The sequence below is a fragment of the Nitrincola lacisaponensis genome (assembly GCF_000691225.1).
Taxonomy (GTDB): Bacteria; Pseudomonadota; Gammaproteobacteria; order Pseudomonadales; family Balneatricaceae; genus Nitrincola; species Nitrincola lacisaponensis.
Window position 1 is genome coordinate 286255 of record NZ_JMSZ01000032.1, and the last position, 17331, is coordinate 303585.

18 protein-coding genes and 5 tRNA genes are annotated in these 17331 nt (G+C 52.7%); 16 read left to right on the forward strand and 7 right to left on the reverse strand.

Annotated features, from left to right (window positions below):
* Positions 1-136 precede the first annotated feature (136 nt).
* Positions 137-961 (forward strand): ATP-grasp domain-containing protein, encoded by an 825-nt coding sequence (locus ADINL_RS11440; protein ID WP_036547916.1) that lies wholly within the window; start codon positions 137-139, stop codon positions 959-961.
* A gap of 63 nt (positions 962-1024) precedes the next feature.
* On the opposite strand, the gene htpX is transcribed toward ADINL_RS11440, so the two are convergent.
* The 3 genes from htpX to ADINL_RS11455 form a co-directional block, all read right to left on the reverse strand.
* On the reverse strand, positions 1025-1909 hold the full coding sequence (htpX, locus tag ADINL_RS11445) for a protease HtpX (RefSeq protein ID WP_036547918.1): 885 nt from the start codon (positions 1907-1909) through the stop codon (positions 1025-1027).
* 121 nt (positions 1910-2030) lie between these two features.
* Positions 2031-2399 (reverse strand): hypothetical protein, encoded by a 369-nt coding sequence (locus ADINL_RS11450; RefSeq protein ID WP_036547921.1) that lies wholly within the window; start codon positions 2397-2399, stop codon positions 2031-2033.
* 64 nt (positions 2400-2463) lie between these two features.
* Entirely contained in the window at positions 2464-3678 is a 1215-nt protein-coding gene (locus ADINL_RS11455) for a pyridoxal phosphate-dependent aminotransferase (RefSeq protein WP_036547923.1), read from the reverse strand.
* 150 nt (positions 3679-3828) lie between these two features.
* Between ADINL_RS11455 and msrB the strand changes: the two genes are divergently transcribed.
* Complete coding sequence (msrB, locus tag ADINL_RS11460) at positions 3829-4242, forward strand: peptide-methionine (R)-S-oxide reductase MsrB (RefSeq protein ID WP_036547925.1); 414 nt, start codon at positions 3829-3831, stop codon at positions 4240-4242.
* Here msrB and ADINL_RS11465 read toward each other — a convergent pair.
* Positions 4239-4817, reverse strand: coding sequence for a YajG family lipoprotein (locus ADINL_RS11465; protein ID WP_036547927.1), 579 nt, complete (start codon positions 4815-4817; stop codon positions 4239-4241). The two genes, msrB and ADINL_RS11465, sit on opposite strands and share 4 nt — an antisense overlap.
* A gap of 13 nt (positions 4818-4830) precedes the next feature.
* Positions 4831-5400: a SecY-interacting protein gene (gene syd / locus ADINL_RS11470; protein ID WP_036547930.1), complete on the reverse strand. Its 570-nt coding sequence runs from the start codon at positions 5398-5400 to the stop codon at positions 4831-4833.
* Between the two features lie 283 nt (positions 5401-5683).
* Between syd and ADINL_RS11475 the strand changes: the two genes are divergently transcribed.
* The 13 genes from ADINL_RS11475 (at position 5684) to ADINL_RS11535 (ending at position 13796) form a co-directional block, all read left to right on the forward strand.
* Positions 5684-5760, forward strand: a tRNA-Asp gene (locus ADINL_RS11475).
* 28 nt (positions 5761-5788) lie between these two features.
* Positions 5789-5864: transfer RNA gene (locus tag ADINL_RS11480), tRNA-Val, on the forward strand.
* Positions 5865-5868: 4 nt separating this feature from the next.
* Positions 5869-5945 (forward strand) — tRNA-Asp (locus ADINL_RS11485).
* A gap of 29 nt (positions 5946-5974) precedes the next feature.
* Positions 5975-6050, forward strand: a tRNA-Val gene (locus ADINL_RS11490).
* Between the two features lie 4 nt (positions 6051-6054).
* A tRNA-Asp gene (locus ADINL_RS11495) sits at positions 6055-6131 on the forward strand.
* Positions 6132-6158: 27 nt separating this feature from the next.
* Entirely contained in the window at positions 6159-7100 is a 942-nt protein-coding gene (locus ADINL_RS11500) for a 1-aminocyclopropane-1-carboxylate deaminase/D-cysteine desulfhydrase (RefSeq protein ID WP_036547933.1), read from the forward strand.
* Between the two features lie 32 nt (positions 7101-7132).
* Entirely contained in the window at positions 7133-8011 is an 879-nt protein-coding gene (locus tag ADINL_RS11505) for an NAD(+) kinase (protein ID WP_036547936.1), read from the forward strand.
* 30 nt (positions 8012-8041) lie between these two features.
* Complete coding sequence (locus tag ADINL_RS11510) at positions 8042-9025, forward strand: metallophosphoesterase (protein WP_036547940.1); 984 nt, start codon at positions 8042-8044, stop codon at positions 9023-9025.
* A 12-nt stretch (positions 9026-9037) separates the two neighbouring features.
* Positions 9038-9649, forward strand: a complete 612-nt coding sequence (locus ADINL_RS11515; protein WP_051632756.1) for a rhomboid family intramembrane serine protease — start codon at positions 9038-9040, stop codon at positions 9647-9649.
* 83 nt (positions 9650-9732) lie between these two features.
* On the forward strand, positions 9733-9999 hold the full coding sequence (locus ADINL_RS11520) for a YeaC family protein (protein WP_036547943.1): 267 nt from the start codon (positions 9733-9735) through the stop codon (positions 9997-9999).
* Positions 10000-10023: 24 nt separating this feature from the next.
* Positions 10024-12651, forward strand: a complete 2628-nt coding sequence (pepN, locus tag ADINL_RS11525; RefSeq protein ID WP_036547944.1) for an aminopeptidase N — start codon at positions 10024-10026, stop codon at positions 12649-12651.
* Between the two features lie 99 nt (positions 12652-12750).
* Positions 12751-13137, forward strand: coding sequence for a hypothetical protein (locus ADINL_RS11530; protein WP_036547946.1), 387 nt, complete (start codon positions 12751-12753; stop codon positions 13135-13137).
* Positions 13138-13241: 104 nt separating this feature from the next.
* Entirely contained in the window at positions 13242-13796 is a 555-nt protein-coding gene (locus ADINL_RS11535) for a hemerythrin domain-containing protein (RefSeq protein ID WP_036547949.1), read from the forward strand.
* Here the strand turns inward: ADINL_RS11535 and ADINL_RS11540 are convergent.
* Positions 13780-14955: a sensor domain-containing diguanylate cyclase gene (locus ADINL_RS11540; RefSeq protein WP_051632757.1), complete on the reverse strand. Its 1176-nt coding sequence runs from the start codon at positions 14953-14955 to the stop codon at positions 13780-13782. The two genes, ADINL_RS11535 and ADINL_RS11540, sit on opposite strands and share 17 nt — an antisense overlap.
* A 58-nt stretch (positions 14956-15013) precedes the next feature.
* On the opposite strand from ADINL_RS11540, the gene ADINL_RS11545 reads away from it, so the two are divergent.
* Positions 15014-15883 carry a TIGR01777 family oxidoreductase gene (locus ADINL_RS11545; RefSeq protein WP_036547952.1) on the forward strand — a complete coding sequence of 290 codons (870 nt, stop codon included), beginning with the start codon at positions 15014-15016 and terminating at the stop codon, positions 15881-15883.
* A 17-nt stretch (positions 15884-15900) separates the two neighbouring features.
* Here the strand turns inward: ADINL_RS11545 and ADINL_RS11550 are convergent, their stop codons facing one another.
* The gene (locus tag ADINL_RS11550; protein ID WP_036547956.1) at positions 15901-17286 is read right to left on the reverse strand and encodes a BatD family protein; all 1386 of its coding nucleotides are present in this window, start codon (positions 17284-17286) and stop codon (positions 15901-15903) included.
* Between the last annotated feature and the right edge of the window lie 45 nt (positions 17287-17331).

A 17331-nucleotide genomic window follows, 5' to 3' on the forward strand; every position in this document is an offset into this window, starting at 1 on the left:
GGAGGCGCGTGGCCGGCTGATTCCTGCAAGCCACTATTGTAAGAGATACGAGACTGTACGGCCAGTGCAAAAAATGATCGACGCCGTACAAAACTGGCAGTAAAATCCGCGCAATTCAACTACCGAATGATCCTGAATGAAGCTCGTATCCTTTGATGCGTTTCGCACACTGCGTCTTTCTGGCGTGAGTATCCTCAAACCTGAAAACATGTTCCGACAAAAAGATGAAATTCTGGCTGCTGACTGGGTGCTTTTCCCGGAGTACTGGCAGGTGAATGCACTGGTGTTCGGACTGAAAAAGAAAATATTCCCCAGCTTGTCATCTTACTTGCTGGGACATAATAAAATTGAGATGACGCGTGCTTTTCGTATGCTCATCCCCCAGCATACTCCTTCTACTGAGATTCATGCCAACACACCTTCACGTGCCGAAGCTGTTTGGGAGATGATGGATCTGCCGTTCGTGGCCAAAATCCCCAAAAGCAGCATGGGGGAGGGGGTGTTCCTGATTGAAAACAGGGCTGACTGGAACGCATACCTGGCACGTACCGACGTGATCTATGCCCAGGAGTATCTGCCGATTGACCGGGATATGCGCATCATCATCGTGGGTAAACAGCTGGTTGCCGGTTATTGGCGACTACAGGGGGTGGATGGTTTTCATAACAACGTCTCGCGTGGCGGGCAGGTGGATGTGAGCCCGCTGCATCCGGCTGCGGTTTCGCTGGCGCTTGAACTGGCAGAAAAGCTGGATCTCGATCATGCCGGTTTCGATATTGCCATGGTGGGCGATCACCCTTATGTGTTGGAGTTTAATCGTCTCTTTGGTAATACCGGGTTGGCGGATCTGCATGTTCGGGTGGCGGATGCCATCCAGCAGTATCTGAATAGTCAGGTGGAAAAAGATGATGATCCTCAGGACCCGGATCGACCCCAACCTCCATTGCCTATAGCAGTATAAAAAGCAGGCATGGCATAAAAAAACAGGGCGCTTTAAAGCGCCCTGTTGTATTTTCTGTGCTGATCAGCGATTACGCTGCATCAGGGCAGCAATACGGTCATCAAGCGGTGGGTGGGTAGACAGCATGCGCATCAGGCCGTCCTTGAGATGGCTGTTAATACCGAACGCCAGCATCTGGTCCGGCATCTGATCGGGGATGCCCTGTTCTGCCTTGAGGCGTTGCAGTGCGCTGATCATGGCGGCAGGGCTGGCCAGGGTGGCTCCGGCTTCATCGGCACGGTATTCGCGTCGGCGAGAGAACCAGGCCACAATGACGGATGCCAGAATGCCAAAGATGATGTCAAATACAAACACCGTGACAAAGTAGCCAATGCCACGACCGCTGCTCTGGCCACGATTAATGAAGCTGTCGACCAGGTGTGCAGCGATGCGCGCAAAGAACATCACAAAGGTGTTCACTACACCCTGAATCAGCGACAGGGTAACCATATCACCATTGGCGACATGGCCAATTTCGTGTGCCAGTACTGCACGTATCTCTTCCGGACGAAAGCGCTGCATCAATCCGGCGCTGACCGCTACCAGTGCATCATTTTTGTTCCAGCCGGTGGCAAATGCATTGGACTGTTGGGCCGGGAAAATACCAACTTCGGGCATTTTAATCCCGGCTTTGGCTGAAAGTTCAGCCACTGTTTCCAGCAACCAGCGCTCTTCAGCATTGCGTGGCTGGCTGATGATCTGTGTCTGGGTTGCCCGTTTCGCCATGAATTTGGACAAAAACAGTGAAATAAAAGAGCCGGTAAAGCCGAATACTGCACAGAATATCAGCAGCGATATCATGTTCAGACCGCTGCCCTCAAGGTAGTGTCCGACACCCAGCAGGTTCAGGGTGATGCTGGCCACGAAGATCACGGCCAGGTTAGTCCCCAGAAAAAGTAAAATTCTCATAGTTGTTGGTTTCCATGATGATCAACAGGTTTAAATTTGTAACTTAGATGGGGGTGGCTGTAGAAAGTTTCAAGCCTTGCAGAGGATGTCGGCACGCGTCAGGCATGCCGACAGGGTTGTATCAGAGGTTGGCAACCTGAGTTTCGATGGCAGTACGCAGCTCTTGGTAGGGCTCCAGATTTTCAGGGCGGAAAAACAGTTTGTAATATTGACGCTCAGCGACCTGATTGTGGTGTTTGCTCTGATCATCGTGCGACAGCGCGTACAAATAGCTCATCTGCAGATGTACCACTGCGGTGTGCATTGGCAGCTCAATCGGACGCTGATCCAGATCATAGCGAATCTTGGTTTCTTTCAGCGTGTAAAATGAAGCTTCCGCAACCTGGTCCAGATTGAGCAGGAAGTTGGAAGTGACGGGCACAATATGGCGTTTATCAATGCCATTGTGCTGCATAAAAATACCGCTGTTCTTTTTGATTTTGATAAACATAGAGGTGTCTTTCCTGAGTTGATCCTGTTACTGACAAGTATAGCCTGAGTTGGTGGCAAATGGATTACTGCTCATAGGTTTTCAGGAAGGCTGCAATGCGATCAATCGCCTCACTGAGCAGATCAATCGATGGCAGGAATACCAGACGGAAGTGCTGGGTATCATCCAGATTGAAACCGCTGCCCTGTACGACCAGCACTTTCTGCTGTTGTAACAGATCCAGTGCAAATTTTTCGTCATTTTTGATGGGATACATGGCCGGGTCGAGTTTCGGAAACAGGTAAAGGGCGCCTTTGGGTTTGACACAGCTCACCCCGGGAATGGCGTTCAGCATCCGGTGTGCCAGTTCCATCTGTTCATGCAGGCGACCACCGGGCACGATCAACTCGTTGATGCTTTGATAGCCGCCCAGCGCTGTCTGGATAGCATACTGTGCCGGTACATTGGCACACAAACGCATGCTGGCGAGCATGTCCAGACCTTCAATGTAGTCTCTGGCACGGTGTTTAGGGCCACTGATGATCATCCAGCCGGAGCGGAATCCCGCAGCACGGTAGGTTTTAGACAGACCGTTAAAGGTCAGGCACAACACATCGTCTGCAAGCGACGCCAGTGAAACATGCTCGGCACCGTTGTAGAGAATCTTGTCGTAGATTTCGTCAGCAAAAACAATCAGGTTGTGCTCACGGGCCAACTCCAGAATTTGCAGCAGCAGGGATTCAGGGTAGAGGGCGCCGGTTGGGTTGTTCGGATTGATCACCACGATGCCGCGTGTATGTTCGGTGATTTTGCTGCGAATATCTTCGATGTCCGGGAACCATTCATTCGCCTCATCACAACGGTAGTGTACCGGTGTGCCACCTGACAGGCTGACTGCAGCAGTCCAGAGCGGGTAGTCCGGGGTGGGTATCAGCATCTCGTCATTGTCATTCAGCAGACCCTGCATCGCCATGACAATCAGCTCTGACACACCATTACCTATGTAGATATCTTCCAGTGTGACCTGTTTGATCGATTTGCGCTGGCATTCATGCATCACTGCCTTGCGCGCAGAAAAGACACCCTTGGAGTCGCAATAGCCCTGGGATTCCGGCAGGTTATGGATGACGTCCTGAACAATCTCTTCAGGTGCATTAAACCCCCAGGGGGCCGGGTTGCCTATATTGAGCTTGAGGATACGATGCCCCTCATCTTCCAGGCGCTTGGCTTCCTGCATGACGGGGCCACGAATGTCATAGCAGACGTTGATCAGTTTGTTGGATTTACGAATAACGGGCATGATGATGATCCTGCGCTCCATCAAAGGCGCTGTGACGTAGAAACTAAGGAGGGCCGGACGGCTGGCCCGAGGGCGACTATGATACGCGCTGGTGGCCTAAATTCAATGTCCGCAGGGGCTTTGTCAACGAAAATCCAGGGAGTTTTTCAGATGACTGACTCAATCCGATCCAAAGTGAAAAAAACAGACCAGCAATGGCAAGCAGAATTGACGCCGGAGCAGTATTACATTTGCCGTCAGAAGGGCACAGAGCGGCCAGGCTCCGGTGAGTATGATCAGTTTGATGCGCCAGGGCAGTATCACTGTGTGTGTTGTGGTGAGGTACTATTCGATTCGGCGCACAAGTTTGATGCTGGATGTGGCTGGCCCAGTTTCTGGCAACCCGTCAGCGAATCTGCCTTGAATGCTTATCGTGATACATCTCATGGCATGATCCGTACAGAGGTTACCTGTTCGGGGTGTGAGGCGCATTTGGGACATGTGTTTGATGACGGGCCTGAGCCCACCGGATTGCGTTACTGTATCAACTCGGTGGCACTCAGATTTGTTGCACGGAGCGCCTAGCGCGCTCCGGCGATCAAAAAGCGGGTGAATTCCGGGTCGTTGAAGGCCTCGAACAGCACGTCACTGGCCAGAGCATTCACAAATTCGCGGGTTTTCTGCTCACTGGGCGTACGCAGTACCTCTTCGCGTCTGTCTGCTTCAAAACGTCCACGGTATTGGCGCTGACCATCGACTACTTGCAGGCTGATGTGCATCTCTCCAATCAGTTCACGACGAACGCCATCACTGCGCAGGTGGTAGGTGAGATTCTCGAGAGTCAGTGTCAGTTGGGCGTTGGCATGATTTCCGGTCACTACACCCATGCGCTCAAGTGTGCGGTTGGTTGCCTGCTGCAGCTCCTGGTGAACATTATCGGTAATCCAGACCGGCACCTCGTTGCCCAGTCGATCCGCAACAGTGCCAATTTTCAGTTGTCGTGAGGGGTAGTTGACTGTGACTCTCACAGGCATTGCCTGGGGTAGCCGGGGCGCGGAAACCACTTCAGGTTGCAGATTGATACGTTGTGGCATGGGACCAGAGCAACCGACCACCAGAGTCAGTATAAGCAACAGAGGGAACAGACTAATCAAGCGCACAGCAAAGTACCTCTCAGTCAAAGGGTAAGGGATCGAGTGTTAGCAGAAAGTCTGCCAAAGAGTCGGCCAGGCGTTGATGGGGTGGCTTGCCGGGTGCTTCAAGCCAGATGCTGCCATCTGCATTGTCCAGACTCAGTATCAGATTACCATCCGGCAGGGTGACTGCAAAGAACAGTGTCAGGGGCAGGCGTCGACGACGCTTCTCCAGCGCATGGCCTATCAGGTTTGCTCGCAGGCGCTCCAGATCTTCCGGGTTCCAGACCTGCAGGAGTGACAGCTCACCCTGGGCAGCACGCGCGGGCAGGGGGTCGGACCAGTAACGACTGTAATAATCGCCAATATCCGGGTGAATGTCTGTTTCCAGCGCCTCACTTAAACGGTCGAACATATCGTTTACAGCGGTCTGCCGTACAGGCTTCCACAGTGTCATGACACCTTCGTCAGCCTCCTGCTGCCAGCAAGGGCTGGGCCATTCGGGGTCGAAGGGGAGTTGAGGCCAGCCATCATTGGCACAGCTTTCTGTCAGGCGTTGTACAAAACTATCCAGCGCCAGAGTAACAGGTGAAAGGGTTTCAGCAGACATCGGGTGACTATTCCTCCGCAGTGTGGGTCGACGACACTTTAGCGGATGCCCGGTTTGCCCGCCAGCCTGACGAGGGCAGAAGGTTTTCGAAGTCACTATTGATCAGCTATTGAGATCCACTATACTGGTGATGCGGCGATGAAGTTTCTGAGTCAATTGAAAAAAATCTGAATTTTTTTCGATGAAGGGTTTGACAAAGGTTAGAATTTCATTAGAATTCGCACCTCGTTACGGGATGCAACGCAGCGGACCGAAACGAATGCAAAAGCAATGAATGACGCGTGGAGCGGTAGTTCAGTTGGTTAGAATACCTGCCTGTCACGCAGGGGGTCGCGGGTTCGAGTCCCGTCCGTTCCGCCAACCGTCATCATTGAGTGCGACACGTTTTGGGCGAATAGCTCAGTTGGGAGAGCACCTGCCTTACAAGCAGGGGGTCGGGGGTTCGAACCCCTCTTCGCCCACCAAAACGGAGTGGTAGTTCAGTTGGTTAGAATACCTGCCTGTCACGCAGGGGGTCGCGGGTTCGAGTCCCGTCCATTCCGCCACTTTTGCAGACACAGCGTTAACACGTTATGGGCGAATAGCTCAGTTGGGAGAGCACCTGCCTTACAAGCAGGGGGTCGGGGGTTCGAACCCCTCTTCGCCCACCATAACGGAGCGGTAGTTCAGTTGGTTAGAATACCTGCCTGTCACGCAGGGGGTCGCGGGTTCGAGTCCCGTCCGTTCCGCCATTTTCTCGAGACATCTTCCTGGTTGCCATGTTGATAGATTCGATTCCAGAGCAGATCGCAGACCTGCCACTCTGGGAGCGGCATCAGGTAGCCTTGTCGATTATTCGTCTGGATCAGACGCATCCTCATATCAGCGGTAACAAATGGTTCAAGTTGCAACCAGCGTTACGTGATGCGAAGCGTAAACCAGGCAGGCCTCTGCTCAGCTTCGGTGGCCCTTACTCCAATCATCTTCACGCACTGGCATACGCCGGTTACCAGCAGGGTATTCCAACCCTTGGGGTCATTCGTGGTGAGCCTGTTTTTCCGTTAAACCCTACGTTGCAGGATGCCGAGCGTTGGGGGATGCGCTTGCATTTTGTCACACGCGAGGCCTATGCGCGACGTTCGGATCCTGAGTGGATTGAGTGTTTGCGGGCCGAGCTGGGGGATTTTCAGATGGTGCCGGAAGGTGGCAGCAGCCCGGCAGCTGTGCAGGCCTGTGCAGACATCTGGTCATATCTGTCACCTCAGGCATCACTCCCCGATTATCTGGCCTGTGCACTGGGGACGGGGGCTACGGCTGCCGGTCTGATTACGGCCTGCCCGGCGACGACGCAGGTTCTGGTTGTACCTGCCTTAAAAGTCTCGGCCGAGACAGCAGGGCAGATGCTCTCCTCACACTGGACGACATCGGCTTATCCGTCGGTATCCCGCTATCAGGTATTTTCCGGTGATTTACCCTATGCCCGTATCAGTCCCATGCTTGCGGCACTATGGTACCAACTGTCAACGTGCTATGGTATTGATCTTGATCCGGTTTATACATTAAGAGTGTATTACCGGCTAAGCCAGCTGTTGTTGCAGGGAGGGTTTGCTCCGGGTTCCAGAGTAGCCTTGCTGCATACAGGTGGCCTGCAAGGGCTCAGGGGCTGCCGTGCGCAGATTGAGCAGCGTGCGCCTGCGTTTTCCGGGCCACTACCACTATAATGACTGTCAGGTGCATAGAGAGTGAGAGATTCATGGATAATTTTCGTAACATCGGCTTGATTGGACGCCTGGGTAGTAAGGCGGTCATTGATACGCTGAAGCAGTTGATTCGCTTTCTCGAAGAGCGCGGGCTGAATGTTATTCTCGATGAGAAAATTGCCGAGGTGATGCCGGGCCATGGCCAGCAGACCTGTAAACAGAAAATGATGGGCGAGATCTGCGATCTTGCCATTGTCGTTGGTGGTGATGGCAGTTTGCTGGGAGCGGCCCGTTCTCTGGCGCGCAGTAACATCCCGGTACTCGGTGTTAACCGTGGGAATCTTGGCTTTTTGACCGATATTTCCCCGCAGGAGATTGAAGCCCGGGTCGCTGAAGTGCTGGAGGGCGGCTACAGTGTCGACAGTCGCTTCCTGCTGGATGTCTCGATTCGTCGTAAAGGTGAGTCGGTTGGTGAACTGGTGGCTTTGAATGATTGTGTGCTGCATCCGGGTAAAGCCACGCGAATGATTCAGTTCGAGTTGTATATCGAAGGGCAGTTTGTCTATACCCAGCGCTCCGATGGCCTGATTGTGGCAACACCGACGGGTTCGACTGCCTATGCGTTGTCTGCAGGTGGCCCCATTATGCACCCCAAGCTGGATGCGCTGGTATTGGTGCCCATGTTCCCGCATACCCTGTCCAGCCGCCCGATCGTCGTCAATGGTAACAGTGAGCTCAAGCTGGTGATCAGCGAAGAAAACAGTACCTATCCGACCATCTCTTGTGATGGGCAGGCTGACTTCAGTCTGGTGCCTGGAGACGTTATTTCAATTCGCAAAAAAGCACATAAGCTCAAGTTACTGCATCCCACTGATTATAATTTTTACCAGACCTGTCGTGAAAAACTGGGCTGGAGCTCCAAGCCGGGTTGATTCGGGAATGGCATGGGCAGTGTTTAGGAGATGTCTGTGAAGGACAGTAGATTTTCGGGCTACGATATCATTGGTGATGTGCATGGGTGTGCACTGAGCCTGCGTATTTTGCTTAACCGGATGGGTTATCGTCAGCAGCAGGGGGTGTACCAGCACCCGGATCGCCAGGCCATTTTTGTCGGCGATATTATTGATCGAGGCCCACATATCCGCGAAGCCTTGCATCTGGTACGTGATATGGTTGAAGCGGGGCATGCACAGATTGTTATGGGCAATCATGAGTATAACTATCTGTGTTATACCACGCCGGCACCCAGTGGTTTTGCTCAGCCTTACCTGCGTAAACACACCCCGCGCAATCATCGTATTCTGGAAGCAACGCTGGAGCAGCTGGCCAATTATCCGGATGATCAGCGTGATTTTCTCAACTGGTTTGAGCAGATGCCGGTGTTCCTCGAGTTTGATCATTTTCGAGTTGTTCATGCCTGTTGGCATCAGACGCTGATCGACCGTTTCCTGGCCATGAATGGTGGCAACCGCATGAAACGCGGATTCCTGTTTCGCTCGGCTGTGGGCGATTCGCAAGAGCACGATATTATGGACATCCTGCTGCGCGGTACCCACCTGGAGCTACCCAACAAAGAGATCATGGTCAGCAAAGACGGCTTTGAGCGCAGTTTTTTTCGAACTAAATTCTGGTTACGTGATCCCTACTACCTGAATGATGTGGTATTTCAGCCTGACCCATTGCCTGCGCATCTGGCGAAACTGCCGCTGACACGTGAGCAACGTAGTGAGCTGATCTGCTATCGGGATGACTATAAGCCGCTCTTCATCGGCCATTACTGGTGCCAGGGAGAACCTGAGGCTTTGGCACCGAATCTGGCATGCCTGGATTACAGCGCCGTTAAATATGGCAAGCTGGTTGCCTATCGACTGGATGAAGAAACTCGCATACAAAACGACAAATTTGTCTGGGTTGATGTGGCCAGGGAAGTGGCCCTGAACGATTAAAGGAAACGGTCTATGCCATGGCACAAAAGCGGTTTGACGCTGGCACTGATCCTGATCAGTGTACTGGTCTCGTTGGCAATAGGGTTTGGTGACAACCGTGAGGTGATGCGGTTGCTGACCTTTACGGACTTTACTGTCCGTGGACAACAGATCTACCACCATACCCTGTCTGGCATGTTGTCGACGGGTCAGTGGTGGCGATTGATTACACCCGCTTTCATGCATTTCAGTGAATTGCATCTGATCTTCAATCTGCTGTGGATCTGGATCGTGGGCAGCCGTATTGAACAGTTGCACGGACGTTGGGTCTTACTGAGCCTGTTCCTGGCTGCAGCGGCCCTGTCGAATCTGGCACAGTTCATGGTCAGTGGTCCGATGTTTGGTGGCATGTCAGGTGTTGTTTATGCTGTTCTGGGCTACAGCTGGTTGTGGGATCGTCGCGGTTATCGTCCAGGCTTTGGTCTGCCACAAGGTTTGATGGGGTTCATGCTGGTGTGGCTGGTGCTGGGGTATCTCGGAGTTTTGCAAAGTGTCGGAATGGGAGCCGTAGCGAATACCGCCCATCTGGTCGGCTTGCTGGTCGGGTTGCTGTTTGTGCTGCCGGTCCGGTTGCTGCGACGCTAGGTGTATCGGCTCAGTATAAAAGTGATCCTGTCTCCAATAGAGACGTATGGCTGTGATAGTATCAGCCTCAAGAGGAGAAACCTATGACGTTTGATGAAATGATTGATGCCATGACTGTCGATATCTATGAATCGATGAAGCGGGCTGTGGAACTGGGCAAGTGGCCCAATGGTCAGAAGCTGACAGTTGAGCAGCGTGAGCAAAGCCTGAGAGCGGTGATTGCGTATGAACACAAGCGCAATATGCCGGAATCACAACGGGTTGGATATATAGACAGAACCCGTGGTGATGGTACTCAGCATGGCAGCGATCCGCTGCAGCCTGACATCCTGAAAATACTGAATTCGTAACCGCGCACAAGGATACTTGTTTCCATGTCAGCCAAACCGACGATTTATCTCAAAGATTACACCCCGCCCAGTTTTTTGATTGACACTATTTCACTCAGGTTTGAGCTCGATGAAACGGCAACGCGCGTCAAAAGTCAGTTGCAGGTCCGCCGTAATCCTCAGGCGGCAGTGACTCGGCAGCTGCAGCTGCACGGACATGAGAGTGTCGAACTCTGCGAAATAAAGTTGAATGGCGCCCACCTTGCTGCGGATGCATATCAGCGTGAAGCCGAGTTTCTGACCCTGCTGGATGTACCGGAATCCTTTGAGCTGGAAATTGAAACCTGCATTAATCCTGAGGCCAATACCGCTCTGGAAGGCTTATACCTGTCAGATGGCATGTATTGTACCCAGTGTGAGGCTGAAGGCTTCCGGCGTATTACCTTCTATCCGGATCGCCCGGATGTGATGTCGGTGTTTACCACCACACTGGTGGCGGATGCCAGTCGTTTTCCTGTGTTGTTAGGCAATGGTAACCCGGTACAGCGCGGTGAGCTGGACGATGGTCGCCATTGGGTGACCTGGGTGGATCCCTTCCCCAAGCCTGCCTATCTGTTTGCCCTGGTAGCGGGTGATTTGCAGTGTCTTGAAGATCAGTTCACCACCTGCTCCGGCCGCCAGGTGACGCTGCAGATCTATGCTGAAGCCAAGGATCTGGAAAAGCTCGATCATGCCATGACAGCGCTGAAGAATGCGATGCGCTGGGATGAAGAAGTCTATGGCCGTGAGTATGATCTGGATATCTACATGATCGTGGCTGTCGACTTTTTCAACATGGGAGCGATGGAGAACAAGGGGCTGAATATATTCAATACCGCCTGTGTTCTGGCGCATCCGCGTACCACCACGGATGCCGGTTTTCAGCGTGTCGAGTCGGTGGTGGCGCATGAATATTTTCATAACTGGTCAGGTAACCGCGTAACCTGCCGTGACTGGTTTCAGCTCAGTTTGAAGGAAGGCTTTACGGTATTTCGCGACCAGTGCTTCTCTGCAGACATGCACTCAGCCGTGGTGCAGCGTGTTGATGAGGTGGGTATTTTGCGTACCGCACAGTTTGCAGAAGACGCAGGTCCCATGGCGCATCCGGTGCGTCCGGCATCCTTTATTGAAATCTCCAATTTCTATACCCTCACGGTCTATGAGAAGGGTGCAGCGGTTGTGCGTATGCTGCATACGCTGTTGGGTGCAGATGTGTTCCGCAAGGGGGCTGACCTTTACTTTGAACGTCATGACGGGCAAGCGGTCACCACGGATGACTTTGTGCAGGCGATGGCAGATGTCTCGGGTCGTGATCTGACGCAGTTCAAACGCTGGTACAGCCAGGCCGGAACACCGAGGCTGAAGGTATCCGATCACTATGATGCCGCTTCTCAGCGTTATCAGTTGAACGTACAGCAAAGCTGTCCGGCAACCCCGGAGGCACAGCAGAAGTTGCCATTCCACTTGCCCCTGAGTGTCGGGTTGCTCCGGGCTGACGGCTCATCGTTTGTGTTGAAAGATGGCAAAACCACTCAGTTGCTGGAGTTGACAGAAGCAGAGCAGACCTTCGTTTTTGACAGTATAGACGAAGCGCCCTTGCCATCACTACTGAGGGATTTTTCTGCACCCGTCAAGCTGGTGTATGGCTACACGGATGAGCAGCTAGCCTTCCTGCTCAGTCATGATGAGGATGGTTTTAACCGTTGGGATGCGGGTCAACAACTGTCGCTCAGACTGGTGAACCGTCTAATTGCTGATTACCAGCAGGGCAAGCCTTTATCTTTACCGGACACGTTTGTTGCCACCTGGCAGAGCGTGTTGCAACAGGCTCCTCAGGATCCGGCAATGGCAGCGCTGCTGCTGACCCTGCCAAGCGAGGCCTACATCAGTGAAACAGCAGAACAGATAGATCCGCTGGCTATTCATCATGTGAGGCACTTTATGCGCTGTGCCCTGGCTGAACAGCTTGAGTCCAGCTGGCTGGAACTGTGCCGCCAGCACGACAGCCAGTCTGGCTATACAGCCAGTGCCGCTGATATGGCACGGCGCAGTTTGCGTAATCTTTGCCTGAGCTATCTGATGGTACTGGAGAGTCCGGCGCATCTGGCGCTGGCACAGCAGCAGTTCGAAACGGCCGACAATATGACCGATCAGTTTGCAGCCCTGATCAGTGTGGCGCATTCAGGTTTTCGGGATTCGGCAGATGAATTGCTGGCGGAGTTTCTGAGCCAGTGGCAGCATGAGTCTCTGGTGATGAATCAATGGTTGATGGTGCAGGCTACCGATCCGCGTGAAGGCGGGTTGGCAAGAGTGCAGCAGCTGTTAGAGCATCCGGTCTATGATGCACGTAATCCGAACAAGATACGTTCACTGATCGGTGCCTTCTGTCAGCAGAATGCCGTGAACTTTCATGCACAGGATGGCAGTGGTTATCGTTTTCTGGCAGACCATATTCTCCAGCTGGATGCACAGAATCCGCAAATAGCCGCTCGTTTGCTGACGCCGCTGACGCGCTGGCGACGTTATGCGGCTGATCGTCAGGCGCTGATGCAGGCACAGTTGCAGCGCATTATGGATAAGGGCCAGCTGTCAGGTGACGTGTATGAGGTTGTGAGTAAAAGCCTCTGTCAATAGGTTCGTTAGTCCAAGGTTGTAGCCGTGAAGCTCGCTCCCCGGCTAGGCCTTGGATATACTCTGGTTAATGTTAAAAAATAAAACTGTCAGGAAAAGAGAATGGATAAATTTCTAGTTGCCGACCAAAAATTCGATCTCCAGCAAAATTTCCGTCGGGCGCTCAAATGTCAGGAGCAACTGAGTAACGCCAAAGAGGCGGTCAAGGAGGCTAAACGCAGCCGGGTCTGGATTGTTGCCCTGATTTTGATCATCTTTGCCATGGGCTCTAGCTTTTTCCTGGGCGCTTCTGCAGCGCTGTTTGCACATTATTTCTATCGTCTCATTCGTGCCTGGTATGCCGTCAGCCGTGCTGAAGAGTCGCTGGAAGAAAATGAGCGCTGGTTCAGTTCCAAAGGCCTGAAACTGGAAGGTCGGGTGCTCTATTTCCGTGAAGACAGTTTGCTGGAAAACCCGCTCGACCCCTTTGATGACGAACTGTATCGCTAAGATCTGATCGTCAGCATTGAGTGTCGCTTTATTGATGCTGATCAACAGCGCATGTTGCAACTGCGGTATATAGTGAAACTCACGACTTTTCAGGAGACAGTGAGATGACATTAATTGAGCAGTTGCATCAAGATCACATCAACCTGAGCCGGCTGTTAGAGGTGCTGGAATTGAAAATCCAGAGACTTAAGGCCGGCGATGCCCCGAACTTTCAGCTTCTGGCCGAGCTGGTGGAGTACATAGGCCATTATGCTGATCAGTTTCACCACCCGCGTGAAGATCAGATGTATCATTATTTTGCCGAGCGTGATGCGGCCCTGGATCAACAACTTCAGATTTGTGAAGCTGAACATGCTGATCTGAAACTTCTCTCTCGTGAGATTACTGAAACCGTTGATGCAGTCATGCATGATGCGGTTATTCCCATGTCTGAGTTTATCGAACGCCTGGAAAATTTTGTACGCCGTGAGCGCAGCCATCTCGATTTTGAAGAGAGTATTATTTTCCCTGCTATTCATGCGGTGGCTAAAGCGCAGGACTGGCCGCGGCTGGAGCAGCAGCTTCCTCAGCCAGAAGATCCTTTATTTGGCGAAAAGCAGGGTGAGCAGTATCGAGAACTGTACAAGGCGATGCTGCAGGATGTTATTGCTGCGCCCTGATGGCAAGTGTACAGGGGTTAAATTTAACCTGATTGCGGCCATTGTGTTTGCTGAAGTACAGAGCCTGATCAGCGGCCTGAATCAGGCTTTCAGTTAAAGCTGAAACATCGGCTTGTTGCGTATGCTGTTGTTCACAAAGGGTAATACCCAGGGATGCAGTAATACGCAGCGATTGCTGCTGATGACCTGAAAACAGCGTCTGACTGATGGTTTCCCGCAAGTTGTCGGCCACTTGTATGGCTTCAGCTTCACCACATCCGGGTAACAGAATGGCAAACTCTTCACCACCATAACGGGCAATGCTGTCAGTTTCCCGCAGGGTATCTTTGAGCAGCTGCGACACATCCCTTAGAATTTTGTCACCGCTGAGATGGCCGTGGGTATCATTCACCGGCTTGAAGTGATCGATATCCAGCAGAACGCAAGCCATGGGATCACCGGTGCGATTGCAACGCTTGATTTCACGCAGCAGTTGCTGACTGAACGCACGCCGATTCAGTGCCCGTGTTAACGGGTCCATACTGCTCAGTCGTTGCAGGCTTTCCCGGCTGATCGCATTTTCAATGCAGACAGCGACTACGGATGCAAGATGGGACACATAGTCATAGCGTAACAGATGGCTATAGCGCTCCGGGTCTGAACTGCCCAGGCATAAACTGCCAATCAGAAAATCTTCCCGAATCAGTGGCAGCAGAGCACAGGATTGCACATCCGCAGGCAGGGGAAAACAGGATCGACGTATCTCCGCAGAAGCTTCACCACAAAACAGTTGCTTGTCAGGGTAAAGGCTGCGCAGTGGCTGAGGGTGTCGAATCAATTGTAAACCGGGAAAATCGTTAAAGCGTGCCGAGCCATCCAGCAGTTCCTGAACCATATCTTCAGGGTCGAGTAACATCAGTGTGACAGCAGACAAATTGAAGTTTTGACGGAAATGATTGAGCAGGTAGTCCAGCAGTTCGGCCAGCGTGGTGCAGGATAACAGCTCCAATTCAGCTGCAAAAAAAGCCTTCAATAGCTGCTCGTTGCGCTCCGCCTTGTGATGCAGAATGCTGACACGTTGCCGAAGTTCCCTGTTTTCTTCAGCAATTGATGGCTCTGGCTGCATTGACTCGATACCTGACAGATTCAGAAAAGTCGTAACATATTGATCAAATGGCAATCTGGTAAAATCCTTAATGCGTACTAGTGTATATAAAAAAAGCGCAGGAGAGAATGCAATGCGTATATTGATCTCCGGAGGGAGTGGTTTTATTGGTCAGGCACTGGCAAAAGTGTTGCAGCAGCGTGGTGATGATGTGGTGATCTGGTCGCGTAACCCGGGTGCCAGGGCGGGATGGGTAGATCAGTTGGATAAAATCCGGGAACCGGTGGATGCTGTGGTCAATCTTGCCGGTGCAGGTATTGTTGATCGTCGCTGGAGTGCATCCCGCAAGCAGTTACTACGGGACAGCCGAATTCAGACTACGGCACAACTGGTTAACTGGATGGCCGGGCAAGCCAGTCCGCCGAAGGTGCTGATCAGTGGCTCAGCGATTGGCTATTACGGTAGTCAGGCGAGTGGTGAGCTGGACGAATCCTCCCCGCCAGTCAAGGGATTTACCCATCAACTGTGTGCTGACTGGGAGACCGAGGCACTGAAGGCTGAAGCACTGGGTGTGCGAGTCTGTTTGATTCGTACCGGCGTTGTGCTGGGGCGTTCAGGAGGGGCACTCAAAAAAATGTTGCCGCCTTTCCAGTTTGGTCTGGGTGGCCCCATCGGGACCGGGCAGCAATGGATGTCCTGGATTCATCTGGATGATGAGACAGGTGCCATTTGCTGGTTACTGGATCACAGCGATGTGCAGGGCGCATTCAATCTGACGGCTCCTGAAGCTGTTACCAACAGTGTTTTTTCAACCATCCTGGGGCGTGTGCTGCACCGGCCGGCATTTTTCAGAGTGCCGGCAGTGGTGATGAAGCTGATGCTGGGTGAAGCCAGCGAGCTGTTGCTGGAAGGTCAATGTGTCAAACCGGTGGCCTTACAGAAGTCTGGTTATGCGTTTCGTTATCCAGCGTTAAAGCCGGCCCTGGAAAACCTGCTGCGCTGAGTGATGAGTGCAGTCGGTCAGAGGCCGCGCCTGCGGCGCAGGGTTTTGACAGCTTCCAGTAGCAGGTCACCCTGCCAGCTGCCATCGCCTGGTCGCTTCAAATGATGCTCCAGATCCAGGAGCAGGTAGTTGAGTGTCTGGCTGACATTGGCTTGATAGATCGATGCCGGGCTGCTGATACTGCGATCCGGCCAAAAGCAGGCCGCCCAGCGTACCAATGCGCTGCGTGCAGAGCCGGTGGCGTTCTGCTGACAGGCATCACGTAGTTGCATGAATGCCTGATACTCCAATGAAATCTGTTGTGGTGCAACCTGAGTGGCGGCAGGCGCTGCTTTGGGACGTGCGGGCTGAGTGGCGGGTTTTGGTGTGCCCTGTTGCGACTTTTGAGTGGTCGCCACAGGTCTGGAGCGAAATCCAAAATAGCCGGCTATCAACCCGACCACAATCAAGACTGCAGCAATTCCACCCTGTAACCAGAAGGGGTGCCAAGGGCTGGCGCTCATTGAAGTACTGTCAGTCATTGAGGCTGAAGGGGATATTGCGCTGCTTTCTGCTACAGCGCGGTCGGCTGTTGATTCAGCAGTCACCTGATTATGAGCCTGGCTGGAAAAGTGCATCTCCGGGGTGGGCAGTTGGCTGTATTGTAAACGGTTAGCCTGAGTATCCCACCAGTGTACAGCGACTTCTGGGTGCAAGTCAGGTGTTGTGGCATGCGCGGTAATCAGCCAGGTTTCTGTGAGTTGGCTGGTAACACCCTGACGTGAATGAAATTCATCCAGATGGCGGTCAATCAACTGATAATTTGACCATTGCTCGGCGTTGAGCAGCCTGTCGGGTAACTGACCAGGTAAGGTGCCTATGGCTGTCAGTGATAGCTGGCGCAGGTAGGTGACCGGATCATCGGTTACCTGCCGGGCGCGGTCATCGAGATATAGCTGCTCACTGGGTAGCTGGTAATCAGTCTGGTTTAACGGTGTCAGTACGTCTATTACCGGTATTTCGGCAGACAGATTAATAGCCGGGTGGGCTTCCTGAGCCGGTATTCGCAGGCCCGGACCTTCAATCGAGAGTCGTCCTGGCTGATCCGGGAAGAGGGCAAATTGCTGCGTGGTATGAAACGCAGCTTCTTCCCAGTCAGATTCCAGTCGGGTAAAAGGCAGTCCGAGCGTTCGGACACGACCTGCTTCCAGTTGTGGCGGAAAAATATCGACCAGTTCAGGGAGGGGGGCGTCATGAAAAATATGCAGGGTGATCAGGAGTTGTGAGTGGGGGTAGAGCTGATCCCTGTCGGTTTCCACCAGCAGACGAACAGGCGAGGCAGTCCGCGGCTCAGCCACGACCGTTGCACAGTAAAAAAAAACCAGAAAAGCGGTCAATAACCCTTGCGTAACAAGCCTGTTCATATAGTCTTAAGTAGTATTCGGAGTTTACCCTCATTATCCGAAAAG